Source organism: Thiohalobacter sp. (assembly GCF_027000115.1).
Taxonomy (GTDB): Bacteria; Pseudomonadota; Gammaproteobacteria; order Thiohalobacterales; family Thiohalobacteraceae; genus JALTON01.
Window position 1 is genome coordinate 26,394 of sequence record NZ_JALTON010000058.1, and the last position, 20,743, is coordinate 47,136.

18 protein-coding genes are annotated in these 20,743 nt (G+C 63.8%); 7 read left to right on the top strand and 11 right to left on the bottom strand.

Features of this window, described 5'->3' with window-relative positions; genetic code table 11:
* Window positions 1-112 precede the first annotated feature (112 nt).
* Window positions 113-637: an REP-associated tyrosine transposase gene (locus MVF76_RS11840; RefSeq protein ID WP_297529382.1), complete on the top strand. Its 525-nt coding sequence runs from the start codon at window positions 113-115 to the stop codon at window positions 635-637.
* A gap of 168 nt (window positions 638-805) precedes the next feature.
* Here MVF76_RS11840 and MVF76_RS11845 read toward each other — a convergent pair whose 3' ends face one another.
* On the bottom strand, window positions 806-1,759 hold the full coding sequence (locus MVF76_RS11845; RefSeq protein ID WP_297529384.1) for an RsmB/NOP family class I SAM-dependent RNA methyltransferase: 954 nt from the start codon (window positions 1,757-1,759) through the stop codon (window positions 806-808).
* A gap of 155 nt (window positions 1,760-1,914) precedes the next feature.
* On the opposite strand from MVF76_RS11845, the gene MVF76_RS11850 reads away from it, so the two are divergent.
* From MVF76_RS11850 to MVF76_RS11860, 3 genes are all read left to right on the top strand, one after another.
* On the top strand, window positions 1,915-3,150 hold the full coding sequence (locus tag MVF76_RS11850; protein ID WP_297529386.1) for a TIGR03790 family protein: 1,236 nt from the start codon (window positions 1,915-1,917) through the stop codon (window positions 3,148-3,150).
* On the top strand, window positions 3,147-3,473 hold the full coding sequence (locus tag MVF76_RS11855; protein WP_297529388.1) for a putative signal transducing protein: 327 nt from the start codon (window positions 3,147-3,149) through the stop codon (window positions 3,471-3,473). Before MVF76_RS11850 ends, MVF76_RS11855 begins: the two co-directional genes overlap by 4 nt.
* Before the next feature lie 268 nt (window positions 3,474-3,741).
* Window positions 3,742-4,689, top strand: a complete 948-nt coding sequence (locus tag MVF76_RS11860; protein ID WP_297529390.1) for an SH3 domain-containing protein — start codon at window positions 3,742-3,744, stop codon at window positions 4,687-4,689.
* A gap of 39 nt (window positions 4,690-4,728) precedes the next feature.
* On the opposite strand, the gene MVF76_RS11865 is transcribed toward MVF76_RS11860, so the two are convergent.
* A complete protein-coding gene (locus tag MVF76_RS11865) occupies window positions 4,729-5,397 on the bottom strand; it encodes an adenine nucleotide alpha hydrolase (protein ID WP_297529392.1) in 669 nt (222 codons plus the stop codon).
* A 307-nt stretch (window positions 5,398-5,704) separates the two neighbouring features.
* Here MVF76_RS11865 and MVF76_RS11870 point away from each other — a divergent pair, with 307 nt between their 5' ends.
* Window positions 5,705-5,908: a cold-shock protein gene (locus tag MVF76_RS11870; RefSeq protein WP_297529394.1), complete on the top strand. Its 204-nt coding sequence runs from the start codon at window positions 5,705-5,707 to the stop codon at window positions 5,906-5,908.
* Between the two features lie 165 nt (window positions 5,909-6,073).
* Here the strand turns inward: MVF76_RS11870 and MVF76_RS11875 are convergent, their stop codons facing one another.
* Entirely contained in the window at window positions 6,074-6,601 is a 528-nt protein-coding gene (locus MVF76_RS11875; protein ID WP_297529396.1) for a hypothetical protein, read from the bottom strand.
* A gap of 539 nt (window positions 6,602-7,140) precedes the next feature.
* Window positions 7,141-7,569 carry a hypothetical protein gene (locus MVF76_RS11880; protein ID WP_297529398.1) on the bottom strand — a complete coding sequence of 143 codons (429 nt, stop codon included), beginning with the start codon at window positions 7,567-7,569 and terminating at the stop codon, window positions 7,141-7,143.
* A 292-nt stretch (window positions 7,570-7,861) separates the two neighbouring features.
* Between MVF76_RS11880 and MVF76_RS11885 the strand changes: the two genes are divergently transcribed.
* Window positions 7,862-8,875, top strand: a complete 1,014-nt coding sequence (locus tag MVF76_RS11885) for an integron integrase (protein ID WP_297529400.1) — start codon at window positions 7,862-7,864, stop codon at window positions 8,873-8,875.
* Window positions 8,876-9,048: 173 nt separating this feature from the next.
* Complete coding sequence (locus MVF76_RS11890; RefSeq protein ID WP_297529402.1) at window positions 9,049-9,615, top strand: YSC84-related protein; 567 nt, start codon at window positions 9,049-9,051, stop codon at window positions 9,613-9,615.
* 233 nt (window positions 9,616-9,848) lie between these two features.
* On the opposite strand, the gene MVF76_RS11895 is transcribed toward MVF76_RS11890, so the two are convergent.
* From MVF76_RS11895 to nirB, 7 genes are all read right to left on the bottom strand, one after another.
* Window positions 9,849-10,184 carry a TusE/DsrC/DsvC family sulfur relay protein gene (locus MVF76_RS11895; RefSeq protein ID WP_297529404.1) on the bottom strand — a complete coding sequence of 112 codons (336 nt, stop codon included), beginning with the start codon at window positions 10,182-10,184 and terminating at the stop codon, window positions 9,849-9,851.
* A gap of 11 nt (window positions 10,185-10,195) precedes the next feature.
* Window positions 10,196-12,877: a nitrate reductase gene (locus tag MVF76_RS11900; protein WP_297529406.1), complete on the bottom strand. Its 2,682-nt coding sequence runs from the start codon at window positions 12,875-12,877 to the stop codon at window positions 10,196-10,198.
* Between the two features lie 21 nt (window positions 12,878-12,898).
* A complete protein-coding gene (locus MVF76_RS11905; RefSeq protein ID WP_297529408.1) occupies window positions 12,899-13,231 on the bottom strand; it encodes a hypothetical protein in 333 nt (110 codons plus the stop codon).
* Window positions 13,232-13,256: 25 nt separating this feature from the next.
* Window positions 13,257-15,131 carry a DmsC/YnfH family molybdoenzyme membrane anchor subunit gene (locus MVF76_RS11910; protein WP_297529410.1) on the bottom strand — a complete coding sequence of 625 codons (1,875 nt, stop codon included), beginning with the start codon at window positions 15,129-15,131 and terminating at the stop codon, window positions 13,257-13,259.
* Window positions 15,132-15,393: 262 nt separating this feature from the next.
* Window positions 15,394-17,574 carry a molybdopterin oxidoreductase family protein gene (locus tag MVF76_RS11915; protein ID WP_297529412.1) on the bottom strand — a complete coding sequence of 727 codons (2,181 nt, stop codon included), beginning with the start codon at window positions 17,572-17,574 and terminating at the stop codon, window positions 15,394-15,396.
* Between the two features lie 67 nt (window positions 17,575-17,641).
* Window positions 17,642-17,998 carry a nitrite reductase small subunit NirD gene (gene nirD / locus MVF76_RS11920; RefSeq protein WP_297529414.1) on the bottom strand — a complete coding sequence of 119 codons (357 nt, stop codon included), beginning with the start codon at window positions 17,996-17,998 and terminating at the stop codon, window positions 17,642-17,644.
* A 9-nt stretch (window positions 17,999-18,007) separates the two neighbouring features.
* Entirely contained in the window at window positions 18,008-20,449 is a 2,442-nt protein-coding gene (gene nirB / locus MVF76_RS11925; RefSeq protein WP_297529415.1) for a nitrite reductase large subunit NirB, read from the bottom strand.
* Between the last annotated feature and the right edge of the window lie 294 nt (window positions 20,450-20,743).

Sequence of the window (20,743 nt, forward strand, 5' to 3'; positions counted from 1 at the left end):
GCGTGCCCATCACAACAACTTTACCGCCCCCCACCCTTTGCCCTACCCTTTGGCCCTCTGGGCGAGAAGAATTTCGCCCGTTGGTCGTCCGAGAAAGGATCAGGGAGGATCCATGAACTACCGTCGCGCACGCCAGGCTGGCGGCTGTTTCTTCTTTACCGTCGTCACCCACCACCGGCAACCCCTGCTCGTCGAGCACATCGACCGGCTTCGCCAGGCATTCCGTCGGGTCATCCACCGACACCCCTTTCGCATCGATGCCATCGTGGTCATGCCCGATCATCTCCATGCCATGTGGACACTCCCGGAATCCGACACTGACTATTCCACGCGTTGGGCACTGATCAAGCGCGGATTTTCGATCGGGCTTCCGGCACGCGCGGACTCGGTGTCCCGGATTTCGAAACGGGAAAAGGGCATCTGGCAACGCCGTTTCTGGGAACACCGGATTCGTGACCAGGCAGACTGGGAAAGGCATCTGGATTACATCCACTTCAATCCTGTGAAGCACGGACTGGTCCCGAGTGCAGGCGACTGGCCGTACAGTTCCTTTCATCGCCTGGTGGCGAGAGGCTGGTATCCAGAAGACTGGGGGCGGGAGGAACCCGCGCGAATTGCCGGGCTGGACTTTGAATAGGCAGGCTTTTGATGGGCACGCTTCGCTTTGCCCATCCTACCTCTCGCAGCGGTGGTGACGTAGGATGGGCAAAGGCCTGCAGGGCCGTGCCCATCGACATGTTCAAGCCGTTCCCGCCGCCAGCGAGGCAGGATGGGCAAAGCGCAGCGTGCCCATCACGGCAACCCATCAACCCTGCGTCGATGCCCGCTTCTCCAGCAGCGCCAGAAAGAACCCGCCCTGCTCCGCCCCGGGCAGCACCCGGACCGCGTGCTCAAGCGCCGGGGCAAAGGCCTTGCCGCGCCATTCCCGCAAGCCCGGTCGCGACGGCAGCGGCACCGACACCGGCACCAGCGCCAGCGCCTCGCCGAACACACGCAACGCACGGTCGACCACGGCCTCGTTCTCTTCCGGCGCGAAGGAACAGGTCGCGTAGAGCAGCCGTCCGCCGGGCCTGAGTGCCTGCACTGCGGAATAGAGCAGGCGCCCCTGCTTGCGGCTCATGTCGCGCAGCTTCTTCGGGCTCCAGTAGCGCAGGCTGTCCGGGGCATCGAGGTGCATGCGCGCCTCACTGGAACAGGGCGCGTCCAGCATCACCCGGTCAAAGCGTTCCGGCACCTTGCGCCAGACCTTCGCACCATCGGCCAGATAGGTCTGCACACAGGTCGCGCCCTGCGCTTCGAGATTGGCGCGCAGCCGGAAGAAGCGGGAGCGTACCGCCTCCACCGCCGCAATGCGGCCGCGGTTCGCCATCATGGCGGCCATCTGCAGCGTCTTGCCCCCGGGCGCGGCGGCGAGATCCAGCACTTCCTCGCCCGGCTGCGGGTCCAGCAGCCAGGGCGCGAGCTGGCTGGACAGGCCCTGAACATAGATCTCGCCCCGCTGTGCAGGCGCGCTCTCGGTGAGGCGGCGCTTGTCGGCCGCGGGCAACAGAAAGGCATCGGGTTTCCAGTCGACGGAGCGCGGCGCGATACCCAGGCGGACAAGCTCGGCGATGACGGGTTCGACTTCCGCCTTCAGCCTGTTGACGCGAAAACAGACGAAGCGGGGCGCGGAGAAGGCCTCGAGCAGCGCGGCTGCCTCGTCCTCGCCATGGATCTCGGTGAAACGATCGACGAACTCGGGTGGCAACCGTGCGGACATGGGCGGGGAATATACCCAATTGCACCAGAAGCGCCCAGCTTGCGTCACGCAGGGGCTCTCTGCCATGTTATTCACCCAGCAACCAAATATGCCCTGTTCAGAGGCTTTCTCTGTATCCTGAACACGACATATTCGGTTGCCGGGTGAATAGACAGATGCCGTCACTGCCAAATCTTCTCCTGCTGCTGGCCTTGCTCTGCATGGCACTGCCCGCGCATGCCGAGCTTCAGGTACAAATGCCCCGCTACCGGCTGCAGCCGTCGGAGCTGGCGGTTGTTATCAACGACGAGGACCCGCTCAGCCTGCGCATCGCGGACTACTACCGCGAGCGGCGGGGCCTCGATCCGCAACAGTTCATCCACGTGCGCCTGAACCCGGAACGCCGGCAGCTACCGCCGAAACAGTTCGAGCGCATCCGCCGCACGGTCATGGACCGCTTACCGCCGGGCACCCGCGCGCTGGCTCTGACCTGGGCCCGGCCCTACCGCGTCGGCTGCATGTCCATCACCACGGCCTTTGCCGCCGGCTTCGACCGCGCCTGGTGCTCGAAGCAGCGCTGCGCCCCCACCCGCCGCAATCCGCGCTATGGCGGCGACCTGTCCGCGCCGGGCGCTGCGGCCATCCTGCCCACCATGGCCATTGCCGCGCGCGACTTCGACCAGGCAAGGGCCCTGATAGACCGCGGGCTTGCCGCCGAGGACCGCTGGCCGCAGGGCCGCGCCTACCTTCTGGTTACATCCGACAAGGCGCGCAATGTGCGCAAGGTGTTCTTTCCGGCCATCCGCGAACGGCTGGCACCACTGATCGACATCAAGATCATCGAGGCGGATGCCCTGCATGACGTGCGCGACATCCTGTTCTACTTCACCGGCCGGGCCCAGGTGGACGGCCTCGACAGTCTCGGCTTCCTGCCCGGCGCCGTGGCCGACCACCTGACCTCGGCGGGCGGCCAGCTCACCGACTCGAAACAGATGAGCGCGCTGCGCTGGCTGGAGGCAGGCGCCACCGGCAGCTATGGCACCGTGGTCGAGCCCTGCAACCTGCTCGGCAAGTTCCCCCATCCGGGCGTGGTGATGGCGCGCTACCTGCACGGCGCGCGGCTGGTCGAGGCCTACTGGGACAGCGTGGCCATGCCCGGCGAAGGCATCTTCATCGGCGATCCGCTGGCCAGCCCATTCGGTGGCCACCGTATCGAGCACACGCCCGAGGGCCCCGTGCTGGTCACCCGCGCCCTCACACCCGGCCGCTACGCCCTGTTCCTGGCCGGCAGCCCCATCGGCCCCTTCCGGCCCATCGGCACCTTCGGTGCACGGCTGGGCCAGACCCGCTATCCGCTGCCGGACGTCGACGGCGTGCTGCGACTCCAGCCCATCCTGGAACAGCCGCAATGATCCGCCTGTACTCGGCCCCGGACCTCATCGCCCTGCAACCGGCGCGCGATCTGCTGGATGCCGCCGGCATCCCCTACCTGGTGCGCAACGAGTTCCTGTCCGGGGCGCTGGGCGAACTGCCCGCGCAGGAGATCTGGCCGCAGATCTGGGTCGCCGAGGCCGATATCGACCGTGCCCGGACCGCTCTGCAACCCCTGAAATCCGCACCGGCGAGGGACAAGGGCAGCCCCTGGACCTGTCCCCGCTGCGGCGAGGAAAACGACGCAAGCTTCGAGATCTGCTGGCAGTGCGGGCAGCCGCGCGACGAGCGCCGGCAGGATTGAGAGGCACGGCAGCCCGTCCCCGTCCATGCGACCGGCCGCAGCGCTGCCCGCGGACCCACCCGCTGCCCATCGCCGGAACAGCAGCACGGCTTGAAAGCCACACATGCCCCATTAGAATGGAACACGGATTCACCCCGGCATCAGCCGGCGCGGCGGAAAACCAACCGAATCTGCGGGATGCGTACAGGCGACGTGGACCACGAGCCCGGAATGCCCCGCAGACCGGCGAGCGACTTCTCAGCGAACAGCAGGCAGAGGGAGATGCACCATGAAAAACATCACAAGATCAGGGCTCGCGGTATTGATGGGGCTGGCATTGTCCGGCTGCGTCGCCAACCAGACGCGGCTCGGCGAAGGCTCCACCATGGTCACGGGCTCCGGCGGCAACGCCGGCGCCGATGGCGAGGCCCGGCAGTTGATCAAGTGCGCGCGGCCGATCGGCACCGCCGCGCTGCTCGAACCGGAGAACGCCAATTACGCGCAGTACGGGCTGACGAGCCCCGTCCCGCTGATCCGTCTCATCATGGCCCAGAGCCGCTGCTTCCGGGTAGTCGATCGCGGCGCCGCTTCCTCGGCGCTCCAGCGCGAACGGGCACTCGCCGCAGGCGGCCAGTTGCAGAAGGGCAGCCAGATGGGTGGCGGGCAGATGGTCGCCGCCGATTACATCATCACGCCCAGTATCATCTTCCAGGATGCCAACTCAGGCGGCGGATTCGGCGGCCTGGGCGCCCTGCTGCCGGGTGTCGCCGGCGCGGTCGCCGCCGGCATCAAGACCACGAACCTGGAAGCACAGGTCATGCTGGCGGTGACCAACGTGCGCACCGGCGTGCAGGAAGCCGTTGCCGAAGGCAGCGCCAAGAAACGTGATATCGGCTTTGGCGGGCTGGCATTCGCCGGTGGCGTCGCCGGCGCGGGCGGCGCCTACGAAAGTACGGATATCGGCAAGATCACGGCCGCAGCATTCCTGGATGCCCACAACAAGCTGGTCACCCAGCTCGGCGCAACGCCGGCCGCGGCAACACAACCGGATCAGGCCGGCTACATGACCAGCGCCAGGGTCAACTTCCGTTCCGGCCCCTCCACCAGCGCGCCCATCCTGAAATCCCTTGCACGCGGAACGCCCGTCACGCCGACCGGCCAGAAACAGGGAAGCTGGTGGGAAGTGGAAGCGGAGGGCCTGACCGGCTGGCTGCATTCCAACTACATCACCCGCTGACAACCCGCCTGTTTGCGACCTGGCGTCGGCGCGGGGCGGCTATGCCCCCGCCGGCACCAGGTCCGCGTACAGGAATCCGTCCCGCTCCACAACCTCGCCCGGCTCAACCGAGACCGGCGCGCTGAACATCGGACCATCCCACACAAAACTGTGGAACTCCCCGCGCTCCCCGCAGGGATCGACACCCTCGGGCAGCTCCGCAAGCAAGGCCGCATCGAACGCACGCCCCGCCAGCGCGGCAGGCGCCTGGCGGGGATCGACACAGGTCAGCACCGCGCGCAGACCGGCCGCAATCATCTCCCGCGCCAGCGCCCCGGTCGGTTCGCCCCACAGGGGAAACACCGGCGCGATGCCGCTGCCCTCGAGCTGCCGCTCGCGATAGGCGCGCACGTCCTCCAGAAACAGGTCCCCAAAGGCGAATGCCCCGATACCCTGCCCCCGCGCCTTCTCCACGAAGGCACCCATGATGCGCTCGTAGGCGGCATTGCTGCAGGGAAAGGGCAGCTCGATGACCTCCAGCGGCAGGCCCAGGCGCGCCGCCTGCGCGCGCAGCAGCGTGATGCGCACACCATGCATGGCCACCCGCCCGAAGGCGCGATTGACGGTACAGAACAGCCCGACCACCTCGTATCGCGCGTCCTGACGCAGGCGATGCAGCGCCCAGGCGCTGTCCTTGCCGCTGCTCCATGAAACCAGCGCCCGCGTCATCTCAGCCCCCTCGTTTCCACTTCACGGGTAATACCGACCTGCAGGCGGACACAACTCACCGAGTCTCGGATCCCGAAAGCAAAATCGATCAACCAAGCAAATTTCTGTTGCCATCCGCCCATTTTCCTGTACACTGAGTCTGTCCCTCAACAAGGCGATACCCGAAACGGGCATCCAGGGGCAAACACAGCGTTCCGATTGCACATCCTCAAGGTCTGTTCAGCAAGCATCCCCGCGGTATCTTCTGTATTACCTTCAGCGTTTTGCAACCGAACCGTTCATCAAATCTGTAAAGAAGGTAATGAAAATGGCAACAGGTACCGTCAAGTGGTTCAACGAATCCAAGGGCTTCGGCTTCATCTCTCCCGCCGAGGGCGGTGACGACGTGTTCGTCCACTTCTCCGCCATCCAGGGCGGCGGGTTCAAGACCCTCGCCGAAGGCCAGCAGGTCAGCTTCGAAGTTGAGCGCGGCCCCAAGGGGCTGCAGGCAGCGAGCGTTACTGCGCTCTGAAGCCCGCGACAATCTGCTGAAAGAGGAACCCCCGCGAAAGCGGGGTTTCTTTTTGGGCGACTCACGTTTTTTATGCCTTCTCTATCCAAATCGCTCGATGGCTAACGACCAAGCTGTGCGGCGCAAACGGAGCGCAGCGTAGTTTGCGTCCGAACGAGCGTATTGTTATGTGTTTTCATCTCGTTCCGCTATAATTTCTTTTACAGACTCAAGACTAAGCTTGGACCTAACCTTTTTTATCCTGCTTTCTAGGCGCTCAATGTCTTTACTGGTTAGCTCAGAGAGTTGATCGTAAAATAGCTTCACGCCTAACTTGATATTGTCAATTTCATTTTTGGTCAATCCCGAGATCCCGTGCAGTATCTTAGTTCCGTCTTCAAATATTTCGATAAGATTCTCTTTGACGGTTTTATAGTTGACTAGGACGAACGCAAGAGCACCCAACCATATGTTATCAACTACTATCGTGATTTCTGGCGGAGAGCTTACGCGAAAGCCAATAAGCCTAGCGCCTTCAATTTCTTTATATTCTTTCCTTCGAAAATCTATCTTTCGCGTTTGACGGATTACTTCAGGCCTCGACATTAATCGGTATATCTCATCCACTACTACCAGCGCCTCTGTTAGACGATTAAGCTCAGAAAAATCGTCTACGGATTTGGTGGATTTTATTGTGATACGGCTCGTCGGCACCTATCTCTCCATTCCTTTACACATAACGGTTTGGGTAAGACGCGCCAACACCGGACTTTCCTAAGAGCCGCCGACAGTTACAGCGTCGGCTTGACCCAATGGTTATACGCCTATCACTGATGGTTGTTTGGAATGCCATACGCTCTGCTGCCACCTCTTCCGTTGAATGACAACTCTACGCCGCCTTTAAACTCCATGCCAGATTTCAAAACAGCCTTTCTGAAACAAAAACAACACGGGTACGGTACCCGAGACCACTGTGGCCAAATTACTCGCCGCGCATCAAACGGACAAGATCGGCCTGGTGGAACCGATAAACTTTGCAGTGATGCAGACTCACTGAAGCCAATGACCGCAACGCTGTACTGCTTACCCCCTCAAAACAACCACGAAATTCTGGGCTGGAAAATGCACTGGGCTTTCAGGCTCAATCCCTCATATGTCTTTTGGCTTCATGACGCGTATAACGATTAAGCTGTGCGGCGCAAACGAAGCGCAGCGTAGTTTGCGTCCGAACGAGCGCCTTGTTAGGCGATAGATTAGCCATATAACTTTTTCACTACAGGACGCCTACCCGCTACATATAAACGCATATATATCTTTCGTCCCTTAAGCGTTTTTAAACCCCAATCAAAATAATTTTCTTCAGCGAATGTGAATGTTTTACTTGAATGAGGATCAATCCTTATATCACATGCATCTGGCCCAGGCGATTCGATCTCCTCAAGTTTTCGAAAAGGCCATTTGCCTGATCCGTATAACAACTCCCAGTAACTCAAAATTATTGGTTTTGAACTAAGGTTTCGAACAAATATTTCATTTCCTATATCTGGTGCCCCTGTAAAGTTATAGCCAATATCGATGCGGAATCGATCATTCCATAATTCCCATAACTTCACCAATGCCAGAAATGTAGAGAGAAGCGCACCCCACCAGGCAATAATGTTAATATCGTGTGTTTCCTGCATTTGTATTTTCGCCTAACAGTGATTAGACGGCCGCAGGCCGCAATACAAACACGGCCACCCGCCGTCTAACCCATCTCCCGGCTAGCACCGCCCGCTGTTCTTTTCTCCAAAACCTAGCGCAGATCCCCCATCCCAGCAAGCGTTTACAGGGCCTCGTTCCCTCGGCACCCGTGTCTCCGGATGCCGGGATGGTGTGATAGGCGGCCGACACTCGGCCGTCTATCACACCCCTTGCAAGACTCGCCCATATACTATATAAAAATACAGTCCCTGTTGCCAGGGAAGGCAGATCATGGGACGGAAACCCTCCCCCTTTCTGGAGCAAGTGCGTCGCGCCTGCCGCGTCCGGCACTACAGCTATCGCACCGAGCAGGCCTACGTGGACTGGATCAGGCGCTTCATTCTGTTTCACGGCAAGCGGCACCCGGAAGTTCTGCGGGAACGCGAGGTTGCTGACTTCCTGAGCTGGCTCGCGGTAGAGCGGCACGTATCTACCAGCACGCAGAATCAGGCCCTGAACGCGCTGGTGTTTCTGTACCGCTGCGTACTCGAACGTCCCCTGGGGGATATCGGTGCCGTGGCCCGGGCGCGGCGGCCGCGTCGCATCCCAGTGGTACTGAGCCGGGCCGAGGTGCAACGCTTGCTGGCGGAGCTTCGTGGTACGCCCTGGCTGGTGGCGGGGCTTCTGTACGGCTCCGGACTGCGACTGATGGAGGCGCTGCGGCTGCGGGTAAAGGACTTGGATTTCGAACACCTGGCCATCCTGGTACGCGCCGGTAAGGGCAACAAGGACCGGGTGGTGACTCTGCCCGAACCCCTCGTCGAGCCGCTGCAGCGCCAGCTTCGAACGGTACGCAACATCCACGAGCAGAATCTCGCCGAAGGATTTGGCGATGTCGCCCTGCCGCACGCGCTGGCACGGAAATACCCGGGCGCAGCGAAGTCACTGGCCTGGCAGTATCTGTTCCCGGCCTCGCGGCGCAGCCGGGACCCGCGCTCGGACCGGACCGGCCGGCATCATCTCGACCCCACAGTGATACAGAAGGCCGTGCGCGGTGCCTTGCGGCGGGCAGGCATTTTCAAGCCGGCGAGTTGCCATACGCTGCGGCATTCGTTCGCCACTCATTTGCTGGAGCGGGGCATGGACATTAGAACGGTGCAGGAGCAATTGGGTCACAAGGATGTCAAGACAACCCAGATCTATACCCATGTGCTTTCGCGTGGGGGATCAGCAGTGGTCAGTCCGCTGGAGGAGACGCTGAGGTCTGACGATGAGCGGCGTTCGGTTGCCAGCCAGGTGGGTTGATTGATGGGCACGCTTCGCTTTGCCCATCCTACGGGATACGTTGCTTTGGAGGTTCCCGATGGGCACGCTTCGCTTTGCCCATCCTGCCAGGCTACCGGGCGGGGGCGGGACTCAATTCGGGCGCATGACGGCCGATAACCGGGGATGAGCTGTGCCAACCCGGGAGATTTACCGTGAAATCCTTGAGAATGTTTGCCCTGACTACCCTGCTGGCAGGCCTGACGCTGGGCGGCCCGGCGCCAGCGGGATGGAACCCGCTGGCGAAGGAGCAGGCCAGCGACCAGAAGGCGGCGTCGGACGATGCCCGCGAGGCCATTGCGGCCTTCCGCAACAAGGATCCGAGCATGAAGGTGTTCTTCGACCGTGCCTACGGCTATGCGGTGTTCCCCACCGTGGCCAAGGGCGGCATGGGCATCGGCGGCGCCTATGGCAAGGGCGAGGTCTACGAGCGCGGGCGCCTGGTGGGCCGCTCCAGCCTCACCCAGGTCACCATCGGTTTCCAGCTCGGCGGCCAGGCCTATAGCGAGATCATTTTCTTCAAGGACAAGGCGACGCTGGATGATTTCAGGTCCGGCAACTTCGAGTTCAGCGCCCAGGCCTCGGCCGTGGCAGCAACGGCCGGCGCTTCGGCGGATGCGGACTACAGCAATGGCGTGGCCATCTTCACCCTGGCCAAGGGTGGGTTGATGTACGAGGCCAGTGTCGGCGGGCAGAAGTTCAGTTTTACGCCGCTGCGGTAGGGAGCGGAGGTCGCGTGTTGATTGGGGTGGTGATGGGCACGCTTCGCTTTGCCCATCCTACCTGTGAACCTCTCGTAGGATGGGCAAAGGCCCGGAGGGCCGTGCCCATCGGGGTCCGGTTCCTGCCGGACATTCGCTGATGGGCACGCTTCGCTTTGCCCATCCTACCTGTGAATCTCTCGCAGGATGGGCAAAGGCGCATGGCGCCGTGCCCATCGGGGTTGCTGTCCTGCTCAGACATCCAGCATCAGCTTGAGCGGCTTGCGCATGCCGGCGATCTTGCAGGCCTGCTGGCCATAACCCCATGGAAACAGGCTGTAGATGTAGCGGCGGGTGGCGCGCGCCTTGCCGTGGCGCTCGCGCAGGCGCTTCAATATCATTCTCGCCTCGGGCACTACCTGGTGCGATTCGAAATGTTCCCGCACCAGTTCCACGATCTCCCAGCGCTCCGGGGTCATTTCCAGGCCAAGTTCTTCCGCAAGGCGTTCCGCGACCTGGGGCGACCAGTCGGCGGGGTCGATCAGGAAGCCTTCGTTGTCACGGGCGATCTCCAGATCGTTCAGGCTCATGGATGTATCCTCTATCGGTTTTCCGCAGCCGCATGCCCATGGGCTTCGAGCAGGGCGTGCAGTTCGGGAATGCAGGAACCACAGTTGGTGCCGGCCTTGAGCAGGGCGCCGATGGCCTCGACGCTGTCCACCTTGCCCGCGCGAATGGCCTCGACGAGGGTGTTCTCGCCGACATTGAAACAGGCGCAGACCACGCGGCCGGCATCGGTCCGGCCCTTGCCGGGGCGGCCGGTGAGCAGGCTCATGCGTGCGTCGTCGTCGAGAGCCGGCTCGGCGAACAGCGCGGCCAGCCAGTCGCGGGACGGCAGCCGGGGATCCGGGCCGATGAAGATGCAGCTTTCCAGCCGCCCGTCGACCAGCCGCGCGGCACGATAGCGGTTGCGCGCGGAATCGAAATATTCCAGCCAGTCGACCTGCTCCTCGGCGCTACAGAGCAGGTCCCGGGCACAGGCCGCCCAGTCGCGTGGCGGCTGGTCGCCGGCGATCTCGTAGCGCCAGTAGCCGTTGCCCCGGGCACAGCTCCAGTAGCGGGCATGGCGCATGGGCAGGCGCCGGCGTGACAGAAGGAAACCGTGCCAGGCCGCAGCAAAGGCACGGATGCGCACCGGCGTGTGCTTGAACTCGGGCTGACCGGAGAGCGGGTCACGGTCGGGGTTCACCAGCAGGTCGATACTGGGCAGGCTGGAAAAGCGGCTGTTCCAGTGCATGGGCACGAACACCGAGCCGGGACGCTGGCCGTCGCTGACCCGCGCGCGGAGCAGGGCGCTGCCCCAGCGGCTCTCGATCTCCACCAGTCCGCCGTCGGCGACCCCGGCGGCCTCGGCATCGTCGGGATGCAGCTCGCAATAGGGCTCGACGATGTGACCGGACAGGCGCGGCGACTTGCCGGTGCGGGTGAGCGTGTGCCAGTGGTCGCGCACCCGGCCGGTGTTGAGCACCAGCGGATAGTCGGCGCCCGGCGCATGCGCGGGCGCCCGCTCGCCCACGGCCACGAAGCGCGCGCGGCCGCTGTCGGTGAAGAAGCGGCCATCATCGAACAGCCGCGCCCTGCCCTGCCCCGCACCCTTCGGCACCGGCCACTGAATGGGTTCGAGCAGGGCATAGCCGGCGTCGGACAGCTCGGCCAGGTCGCCGATGTCGAAGTCGCGCCGGCCGTCGTTCTCCCAGGCAGAGAGCGCGGCATGCTCACGGAACACGTCGGCCGCCGAGGCATAGGGGAAGGCCTCGGCGAAGCCCATGCGCCGCGCGACCTCGGTAACGATCCACCAGTCGGGACGCGCCTCCCCGGGGCTGGGCAGGAAGGCGCGCTGGCGCGAGATGCGGCGCTCGGAGTTGGTCACCGTGCCTTCCTTCTCGCCCCAGGCCTGCGCCGGCAGCAGCACGCGCGCGTACTGCGTGGTGTCGGTGTCACGCACGCAGTCGGACACCACCAGCAGCTCGCAGGCGGCCAGCGCCTCGCGCACTCGGGCGCTGTCGGGCAGGCTCACCGCGGGATTGGTGCCCATGATCCACAGCGCCCGCACGCGCCCCTCGGATACGGCCTCGAACAGGTCCACCGCCATCAGCCCGGGACGGTCCGCGATCACCGGCGCGTGCCAGAAGCGCTGCACGCGTTCGCGGTCCTCCGCGCTGCCCAGCTCCATGTGCGCGGCGAGCTGGTTGGCCAGCCCGCCGACCTCCCGCCCACCCATGGCATTGGGCTGGCCGGTCAGCGAGAAGGGGCCCATCCCCGGGCGGCCGATGCGCCCGGTGAGCAGGTGGCAGTTGATCAGGGCATTGACCTTGTCGGTGCCGTAGGAAAACTGGTTGAGGCCCTGCGAGAACAGGCTGACCACCCGCTCGGTGCGCGCGAACAGGCGATAGAAGTCGATCAGCGCGGCCTCCTCCAGCCCGCAGGCCACGGCGACGCGGGCGGGATCGCCGACCTGCGCGCGCGCAGCCTCCAGCGCCGCGTCCAGGCCCTCGGTGGCCTGCGCGGTGAATAGCGCGTGCGTCTCGCCCTGGTCGTGCAGCCAGCACAGGAGGCCGTTGAACAGCAGGTGGTCGGTGCCCGGTGCCAGGGGCAGATGGCGGTCGGCGATATCGCAGGTCGCGGTGCGCCGCGGGTCGATGACCACCACCATGAGGTCCGGGTTGTTCCGCTTTGCCTGTCGCAACCTCTGGAACAGCACCGGATGACACCAGGCCAGGTTGGACCCGGCAATGACCACCAGCTTGGCGCGTTCCAGATCCTCGTAGCAGCCGGGCACGGTGTCGCTGCCGAAGGCCCGCTTGTGCGCGGCCACGGCCGAGGACATGCACAGGCGGGAGTTGGTGTCGATGTTGGCGGCGCCGATGAAGCCCTTCATCAGTTTGTTGGCAACGTAGTAGTCCTCGGTGAGCAGTTGCCCGGAGACGTAGAAGGCCACCGATTCCGGGCCCGTCTCGGCAATGATGCGCGAGAACTCGCCGGCCACGTGATCAAGCGCGCGGCCCCAGTCGGTGCGTTCGCCGTCGATCTCCGGAAACAGCAGCCGGTCCTCCAGCCCCACCGTCTCGCCCAGCGCCGCGCCCTTGGAACAGAGCCGCCCGTAATTGGCGGGGTGCTCCGAATCGCCGGCCACGCGCACATTCATCGCCTCGTCCACGGTGGCCAGTACGCCGCAGCCGGTGCCGCAGTAGGGGCAGGTGGTTCTGACTGTCTGCTCGGACATGAATTTTCCCGCCGGGGCGCTTCAGAGAACATTTCGGAACAGGCTCCGGTCGTGCAACCGGCCCCGAACGAAGCGATTGTAGTCGTCACGGATGGACCCGAGAATGTAGCGGCGGAATGCAAGCAGGGCCAGTACCCCAAGCAGCACCCGCAGACCATCCCACCAGCCGGGCAGATCCAGGAACAGGATGAGCACCAGCGGCCAGACATACAGCAGCCCGCGCAGCCCGTGACGCGCCAGGATCAGGCCGCCGGCCGTCAGCCGCAACAGGCGCTGGCCGGGGCGCCGGTATTGTACCTGGAATACGGCGGCTTCGAGCGGGTTGTCGATGTCGTCGAGGGAGCGGGCTCTCATGCGGTCATCCAGCCCATCGCGACGATCAGTGATGCGCCACCTGGACGCCGACCTGCGGCATCTCCGCCAGGCCTGCCTCGCGGGCATGCGCCTGGAACCCGGGATTGCGCCAGAAGAAGGCACCGGGCAGGGTGGTCGGGATCACCAGCACATAGAAAAGTGCCCGCCCCAGCAGCTCCGCGGCCAGCACCAGCACCCCGCCCAGCGCCCAGAGCAGCGCCGTACCGATACCGCCCTGCCCGCTCAGCGCCACCGCCGCAAGCGCCACCGCGGCGGCACCCGTCAGGCCCCAGCGCAACAGGTCCACACGGCGGAACCGGGTGCGTAACACCCCGAGCGCGGCCTCGCCTTCGCCGCCGATGGCCCGCAGATGCAGAACATGCCGCCAGGCACCGAACGCCGTGAGCAGGATCCCGGCCAGCATGGGCAAGGCGAGTCCCCGCAACAGCGTACCGCTGGGCTCGCCCGCGGCGGCCGCGACCGGCACGAACACCAGCCCGGCGAACAGGGGACCCAGAACAAGCATGCTGCCGTAGAAACTGCTGAGCACCTGCCAGTGGTTCCAGTAGGGCCGCGCGGGGATGCGGTAGATGCGGTGCATGAACCACAACGCCAGTGGCCCCGCGATGACCGCCAGCCAGCCCGAGGCCGTGGCCAGCCCGCCGGCGACCCCGGCCGGCACCAGCTCCGTGACCTGCGGCAACACCGAGAACAGGGCATGGGCGCCGAGCAGGTTGTAGAACAACGCCACCGCGGCGACTTCCCGGCTCACCGGCGAGTATCGAAGATTGTTGAAGGCGCGGTAGAAGCGGTGCGGGCGCCCCAGGTGCAGGGTGGATATCACCAGGCCGAAGGTCTGCAAGGCGATCAGCCCGAACAGGGTCACAGGATAGGCGACCGGATGCGCCGCCGGCGACAGCATCTCCAGTCCGAACAGCGGACCGAGGAACAGCATCAGGAAAGCTCCGACCACGCCCTGAGTAATGAGGGTGAACAGCACCAGCGGGTCCTCGCGCGAACGCAGGGCCTTCAGGTTCCAGCCCGTATCCGACTCGCTGACCGGAAGGGGCGCGGGCCGGTAGCCGGTGTGATGGCCGCTCTTGACGCCCGGATCGGGACGCGCGTTCTGGTCATCGCGCACATAGCGCAGTGGCACGCTGTCCACCCGCCGCATCTCCCGCGGCAGGCTGCGCATCTGCTGGAAACGGATATTGGGGTGGGTGATCGAGGGATCCGGGAACCCCGGTATGCGCGTCTCCAGCTGGCTGCGCCCCTCGGGCGTCGTCTCGATGATGCCGAAGTCCAGCGCACCGCCCAGGCAGGCCGCCGCGCAGGCGGGCTTCAACCCCACTTCCAGCCGGTCGATGCACATGTTGCACTTGGACACGTGCCCAGCCTCGGTATCGAGCTGCGGCGCATTGTAGGGGCAGACCCAGGTGCAGTAGCCACAACCGAAACAGATGTCCGGGTCCTGCAACACGGCGCCGTATTCCGCGAACTTGGTATAGGCGCGCGTCGGGCAGCCCTTGAGGCACACCGGATTGTCGCAGTGGTTGCAAGCCATGGAAATGTTCAGGCGCTGTACCGCCGGATAGCTGCCGCCTTCGAGATACCCGACGGAGCGGAATGCGAGGTGCGGCGGTGTATTGTTCTTTTCAGCGCAGGCCGCCTCGCAGGCATGGCAGGCGATGCAGTTGTCGGCGTTGAAATAGAAGCCGTGCTGCTTGTAGCGGTTGGGATTGTCGCCAATGCCGCTGTCGCCATTGATGTTCAGGCTCTTGCCGGCCAGCGGATCGTTCTCGTCCACCAGTTGCACGGGCTTGCCATAGCGGTTTCTTTCCGGGTGCTCTACATCCGGAATGAAGGCATATTTCGGCTCGTCTTTTCTTACCTTGTACATGGCGGCGGTTTATCCTTCAAATCAATGGCCACGAAATCCATGTGATAGCCACGGAATCCGCGGAAACACATGATTGCTTGATTTCATAGCCACGTGAGCACACTGACATTGGTGAGAATGGTCCGCTGCTCGACCCTGAACCCAAAATACAGAATCCGGAATGTCACAAACCATGAATGTTGTTTTGCTCTTCTGGATTCTGGCTTCTGAATTCCTGAACAATTGATTGCTGTGGGTTCCGTGGATTCCGTGGCTATCATCGTCAATAGGCGCGTGCAGCGAGATTGAGTTTCGCAGCCGCGGCCTGGTCCTCGATCCTTTCCACCCGAACCGCGCACTGCTTGTAGGCCGGCTGGCGGGAATGTGGATCGAGCAGACCCAGGCTGACGCGATTCACGCACTCGTGGTAATGAAAGGGGATGAAGATCATGTTGCGCGGCACGCGCTGGGTCGGCTGTGCCATGACCACGGCATCCCCCCGACGCGACACCACGCGTGCATACTCGCCGCCCCGGATGCCCAGTTCCGCGGCCGTATCCGGGTTGATCTCCATGTAGGGCGTGGGACTGAACTTGTTCTGGTTGCCGATCTTGCCCGTGCGGGTCCGGGTATGGAAATGTTCGACCACCCGGCCGCTGTTCAGCCACAGCGGATAATCCTCGTCCGGCCGCTCGTTGTTGTCCACGAAGGGCAGGGGTATCAGCTTCGCCCGGCCGTCCGCGTGCTGGAACACGCCATCGGTATACAGGCGCGGAGCACCCCGCTCCGCGCCGTCCGGGCAGGGCCACTGCAGGCCCCGGGCCTGCTCGATCTTCTCGTAGCTCATGCCCGATATGTCGAGCATGCGCCCGCGCGACAGCGCCTTCATTTCCTCGAATACCTGCTCGGTGGTTTCGGGGAAATTCGGCTTCCTCTCCCTGTCGAAGCGCTTGGCCATCTGGTTGAAGATCCAGAAGTCGGGACGCGAATCGCCGTGCGGCGGCACCACGTTGCGCACCAGGTTGACGCGGCGCTCGGTATTGGTGAAACAGCCCTGCTTCTCCGCCCACAGGGCCGCGGGCAGATACACGTGGCTGTATTCGTTGGTCTCGACGTCGGCGTAGGCATCCTGAACCACCAGGAACTCCAGCTTCTCCAGGGTGCGGCGGATGCGCGCGGTGTTGGGCATGGAGGTCATGGGATTGGTGGCGATCAGCCACAGGCCCTTGATCTGCCCGGTCTCGATGGCGGGCAGGATGTCGGTCATGAACATGCCGCGCCGTGTGGGCAGGAAGTCCTCGTCGATGCCCCAGAACTCGGCGATCTCGCGCCGGTCCTCGGGATTCTCCAGGTAACGGTAACCGGGCAGGCCGGAGGCCGAGGACCATTCTCGCGTGCCCATGGCATTGGACTGGCCGGTGATCGACAGCGGCGCCGCTCCCGGCCGGCCGATGTTGCCGGTGATCAGGTGCAGGTTGTTGATGGCCACCACGCCATCGGACCCGTGAGTGGACTGGTTGATGCCCATGGTCCAGATGGTCATGGCAGCGCCGGTGCGTCCGAACAGGCGCGCGACATTGCGGATGGTGTCCTCGTCGATGCCGCAGATGCGCGAGGCCGTATAGGGATCGTACTGCTCGACCAGCGCGCGGAACGCCTCGAAGCCGCTGGTATGCCGGGCGATGTAGTCCGCGTCCTCCAGACCCTCGGCCAGGATGACGTGTGCCAGCGCATTGAGCAGCACCACGTCGGTACCCGGATTGATCGCCAGGTGCATGTCGGCGTTCTGCGCCAGCATGGTCACACGCGGATCCACGACGATCAGCGGGAAGCGGCGGCGTTCGCGTTCCTCGCGCATGCGCCAGTAGATCACCGGGTGCTGCTCGGGAAGGTTGGACCCGAAGGCGAGCAGGCAGTCGGTGTGCGCAAAGTCGTCATAACAGCCCGGCGGGCCATCGGAACCGAACGAACGCTTGTAGCCGGATACCGCGGAGGCCATGCACAGCGTGGTGTTGCCGTCATAGTTGTTGGTGCCGATCACACCCCGCACCAGTTTCCCCAGCGTATAGAACTCCTCGGTCATGATCTGGCCGGTGGAAATGACAGAGAAGGCATCCCTGCCGTACTGCGCCTGTATGCGCTGGATCTCCGCCGCGGTTCTGTCGAGAGCCGTGTCCCAGTCCGTCTCCCGGAAGGGTTCGTGAATGCCCTCCCGGATCAGCGGTACCCGGCCGCGCCCCGACGTGGTGAACAGCTCATGTTCGAGTATGCCCTTGATGCACAGCTTGCCGCGGTTGACATCGGCACCACCGACACCGCGCGAGCTGACGGCCCTGCCCTCCCTGTCCAGCCCGACCTCGATGGAACAGCCGGTGGAACAATAGCCGCAGGTGGTATAGCGCCACTCGACCACACCCTTGTCGGGGAGCTTGATGGGATTCTTTTTCTTGCGTCCGAAGAGCATCTGTATCCACCTCGGTGAGAAGCAAGGAGAAAGATCCCCGACCGCACCTCACCTCGTCATGCGCCATTTATCGATTCGGGCAGCCTTCATCGGGGGTCAGGGAAAGAAAGATCACATCCTCCCGCACTTCCACCGGGAAACGCGCGGCACAGCCTTCATCCGGTGCAACCGCTTCCCCGCTGTCGAGATGGATCTTCCAATCGTGCAGCGGGCAGGCCACCCTGTGGCCATGGACGATGCCCTGGGACAGGGGCCCGCCCTTGTGGGGGCAACGGTCCCGGAGCGCGAACACCTGGTCGTCCAGGGTCCGGAATACGGCGATGTCGCCATCGGCCGTGCGCACCACCCGCGCACCCTGGCGCGGGACGCTGTCGAGCGGACCAACTTCAATCCAGTTTTCGGTGTTGACGTTCTCTGCCTGCATCGTCCTCTCCTAGCCCACCTGTCGGATGGGGGTGAATTCGTGAGCGTCCGTGCCCTCGGCACGTGCCTTCCAGGGATCGACCTGGGCATGCTTCTGCGATTCCAGGAAGCGCTCGGCCAGGGCCTTGCGACCCTCCGGGTCCTCGACCACGCGTTCCTTGACGTAGGACAGCCCGACCCTTTCCAGCCAGGGCGCCGTGCGCTCCAGATAGTGCGCCTCCTCGCGGTAGAGCTGGATGAAGGCAGCGCAGTATTCCAGCACCTCCTCCGGTGTCTTGACGTGGCAGAGAAAATCGGTGGCCCGCACCTTGACGCCACCGTTGCCGCCGACGTGCAGCTCGTAACCGGAATCCACGCAGACCACGCCGAAGTCCTTGATGGTGGCCTCCGCACAATTGCGCGGACAGCCGGATACCGCGGACTTGAACTTGTGCGGCATCCAGGCACCCCAGGTCATCTTTTCGATCTCTATGCCCATGCGGGTCGAATCCTGCGTGCCGAAACGGCACCACTCCTTGCCCACGCAGGTCTTGACCGTGCGCATGGCCTTGCCATAGGCATGCCCCGACACGAACCCGGCAGCGGACAGGTCGCCCCAGATGCCCGGCAGGTCTTCCTTCTTCACGCCCAGCAGGTCGATCCGCTGGCCGCCGGTGACATGCACGGTGGGCACCTTGTACTTCTCCGCGATCTCGGCAATGGCCTTGAGTTCGGCCGGGGTCGTTTCGCCGCCCCACATGCGCGGGACCACCGAGTAGGTGCCGTCCTTCTGGATGTTCGCGTGCACCCGTTCGTTGATGAAGCGGGACTGGTTGTCGTCCTGGTACTCGCCCGGCCAGGCGCAGAGCAGGTAGTAGTTCAGGGCCGGCCGGCACTTGGAGCAACCATCCGGAGTCTTCCATTCGAAGAACTGCTGCACTGCCGGAATCGTCTTGAGTTCATGCTCGCGGATGCCGCGGCGCACCTCGTCGTGCGTATGCTCGGTACAACCGCACAGCGGCTTCAGATGCGGCGCGACCGAGTAGTCGCCACCCACCACATGCGCCAGCAGCGCCTCCACCAGCCCGGTACAGGACCCGCAGGAGCTGGAGGCCTTGGTATGGGCGCGCACTTCCTCCAGGGTGAACAGTTTCTTGTCGGTAATGGCCTTGACGATCTCGCCCTTGCACACGCCGTTGCAGCCGCAGATCTCGGCGCTGTCCGCCATGGCCGCCACCCGGGTGTCCTCGCCATGCCCGGAATCCCCGAGATGCGCCTGACCGAACAACAGGTTGTCACGGATGTCCGAGACGTCGGTATGGTCGCGCATCAGCTCGAAGTACCAGGCCCCGTCGATGGTGTCTCCGTACATCACGGCACCGACGATCCGGTTGTCACGCAGGACGACCTTCTTGTACACACCGCGCCCCGGATCCTGCAGCACCAGCGACTCGGTCGTCTCGTCGCCGATGAAGTCGCCGGCGGAGAACAGGTCGATGCCGGTGACCTTGAGCTTGGTAGAGGTCACGGAGCCTTCGTAGCGGGCGATGCCGATCTTCGCCAGGTGGTTTGCCGCCACCTTGGCCATCTCGAACAGGGGCGCGACCAGGCCATAGGTCACGCCGCGATGCTGGACGCATTCGCCGACGGCATAGATCCGGGGGTCGAAGGTCTGCAGGGTATCGTTGACCACCACGCCGCGCTCGCAGTGCAGACCGGCGCGCTGCGCCAGCTCGACGTTGGGGCGGATGCCGACGGCCATCACCACCAGGTCGGCGGGAATCTCCAGGCCATCCTTGAGGCGGACACCTTCGACATGGTCCTTGCCGAGTATGGCCTCGGTCTGGGCTTCGAGCAGGAACTTGAGCCCGCGCTCTTCCAGAGAAGCCTTCAGCAGCGCAGCGGCCGGCTTGTCGAGCTGGCGCTCCATCAGGGAATCCATCAGGTGAACGACGGTTACGTCCATGCCCTGTTTCATGAGGCCGTTGGCGGCCTCCAGGCCCAGCAGCCCGCCACCGATCACGACGGCCTGGCCGCCCTTGCGGCTGTGCGCGGCGGCCAGCATGGCATCGACATCGGCGATGTCGCGGAAGGCCACCACGCCCCTGAGCTCATTGCCGGGCACCGGAATGATGAAGGGATTCGATCCGGTTGCCAGGATCAACCGGTCATAGGACGCCTCAGTCCCGTCCTCGGCCCTGACCACCCGGCGCACGCGGTCGATCTCGGTCACCCACTTGCCCTTGTGCAGGGTGATGCCGTTGTCCGCGTACCATTGCTCGTCGTTGAGCATGATCTCGTCGACGGTCTTCTCGCCGGCAAGCACCGGTGAAAGCATGATGCGGTTGTAGTTGCCGTAGGGCTCGCCGCCGAACACCGTGATGTCGTACATCTCCGGCGCCAGCTTCAGGAGTTCTTCCAGGGCGCGCACCCCGGCCATGCCGTTGCCGATCAGAACCAGTTTTTCCTTCATGGGTCTTCACTCGATGAAATCAGTCGTACCCCCCTTGAGCAGAAAGCGTGCCAATCGCGGATGCTCATGTAACGCGTTGAGCTTCTTGACGATTCACAATACCCGAGCGATAAAGCCCGGAATCCGCACCGCGAACGTGCACCATGATGGTGCAGACCGGGCGCCCTCCGCTGCAGCACAGTGCGAAATTACCCCTGCATTCTGCACCGGAATGGCACAGGCCCGGCCCGCGGCCCCGCAGCAATCCGGTAATTTCGACAGGGACTCAAGCGCTTGCAGCGGCCAGGGGCATGA

Coding starts and splice junctions, on each gene's coding strand:
- MVF76_RS11840 (WP_297529382.1), top strand. CDS start 113: ATGAACTACCGTCGCGCACGCCAGGCTGGCGGCTGTTTCTTCTTTACC.
- MVF76_RS11845 (WP_297529384.1), bottom strand. CDS start 1,759: ATGTCCGCACGGTTGCCACCCGAGTTCGTCGATCGTTTCACCGAGATC.
- MVF76_RS11850 (WP_297529386.1), top strand. CDS start 1,915: ATGCCGTCACTGCCAAATCTTCTCCTGCTGCTGGCCTTGCTCTGCATG.
- MVF76_RS11855 (WP_297529388.1), top strand. CDS start 3,147: ATGATCCGCCTGTACTCGGCCCCGGACCTCATCGCCCTGCAACCGGCG.
- MVF76_RS11860 (WP_297529390.1), top strand. CDS start 3,742: ATGAAAAACATCACAAGATCAGGGCTCGCGGTATTGATGGGGCTGGCA.
- MVF76_RS11865 (WP_297529392.1), bottom strand. CDS start 5,397: ATGACGCGGGCGCTGGTTTCATGGAGCAGCGGCAAGGACAGCGCCTGG.
- MVF76_RS11870 (WP_297529394.1), top strand. CDS start 5,705: ATGGCAACAGGTACCGTCAAGTGGTTCAACGAATCCAAGGGCTTCGGC.
- MVF76_RS11880 (WP_297529398.1), bottom strand. CDS start 7,569: ATGCAGGAAACACACGATATTAACATTATTGCCTGGTGGGGTGCGCTT.
- MVF76_RS11885 (WP_297529400.1), top strand. CDS start 7,862: ATGGGACGGAAACCCTCCCCCTTTCTGGAGCAAGTGCGTCGCGCCTGC.
- MVF76_RS11895 (WP_297529404.1), bottom strand. CDS start 10,184: ATGAGCCTGAACGATCTGGAGATCGCCCGTGACAACGAAGGCTTCCTG.
- MVF76_RS11900 (WP_297529406.1), bottom strand. CDS start 12,877: ATGTCCGAGCAGACAGTCAGAACCACCTGCCCCTACTGCGGCACCGGC.
- MVF76_RS11905 (WP_297529408.1), bottom strand. CDS start 13,231: ATGAGAGCCCGCTCCCTCGACGACATCGACAACCCGCTCGAAGCCGCC.
- MVF76_RS11910 (WP_297529410.1), bottom strand. CDS start 15,131: ATGTACAAGGTAAGAAAAGACGAGCCGAAATATGCCTTCATTCCGGAT.
- MVF76_RS11915 (WP_297529412.1), bottom strand. CDS start 17,574: ATGCTCTTCGGACGCAAGAAAAAGAATCCCATCAAGCTCCCCGACAAG.
- nirD (WP_297529414.1), bottom strand. CDS start 17,998: ATGCAGGCAGAGAACGTCAACACCGAAAACTGGATTGAAGTTGGTCCG.
- nirB (WP_297529415.1), bottom strand. CDS start 20,449: ATGAAGGAAAAACTGGTTCTGATCGGCAACGGCATGGCCGGGGTGCGC.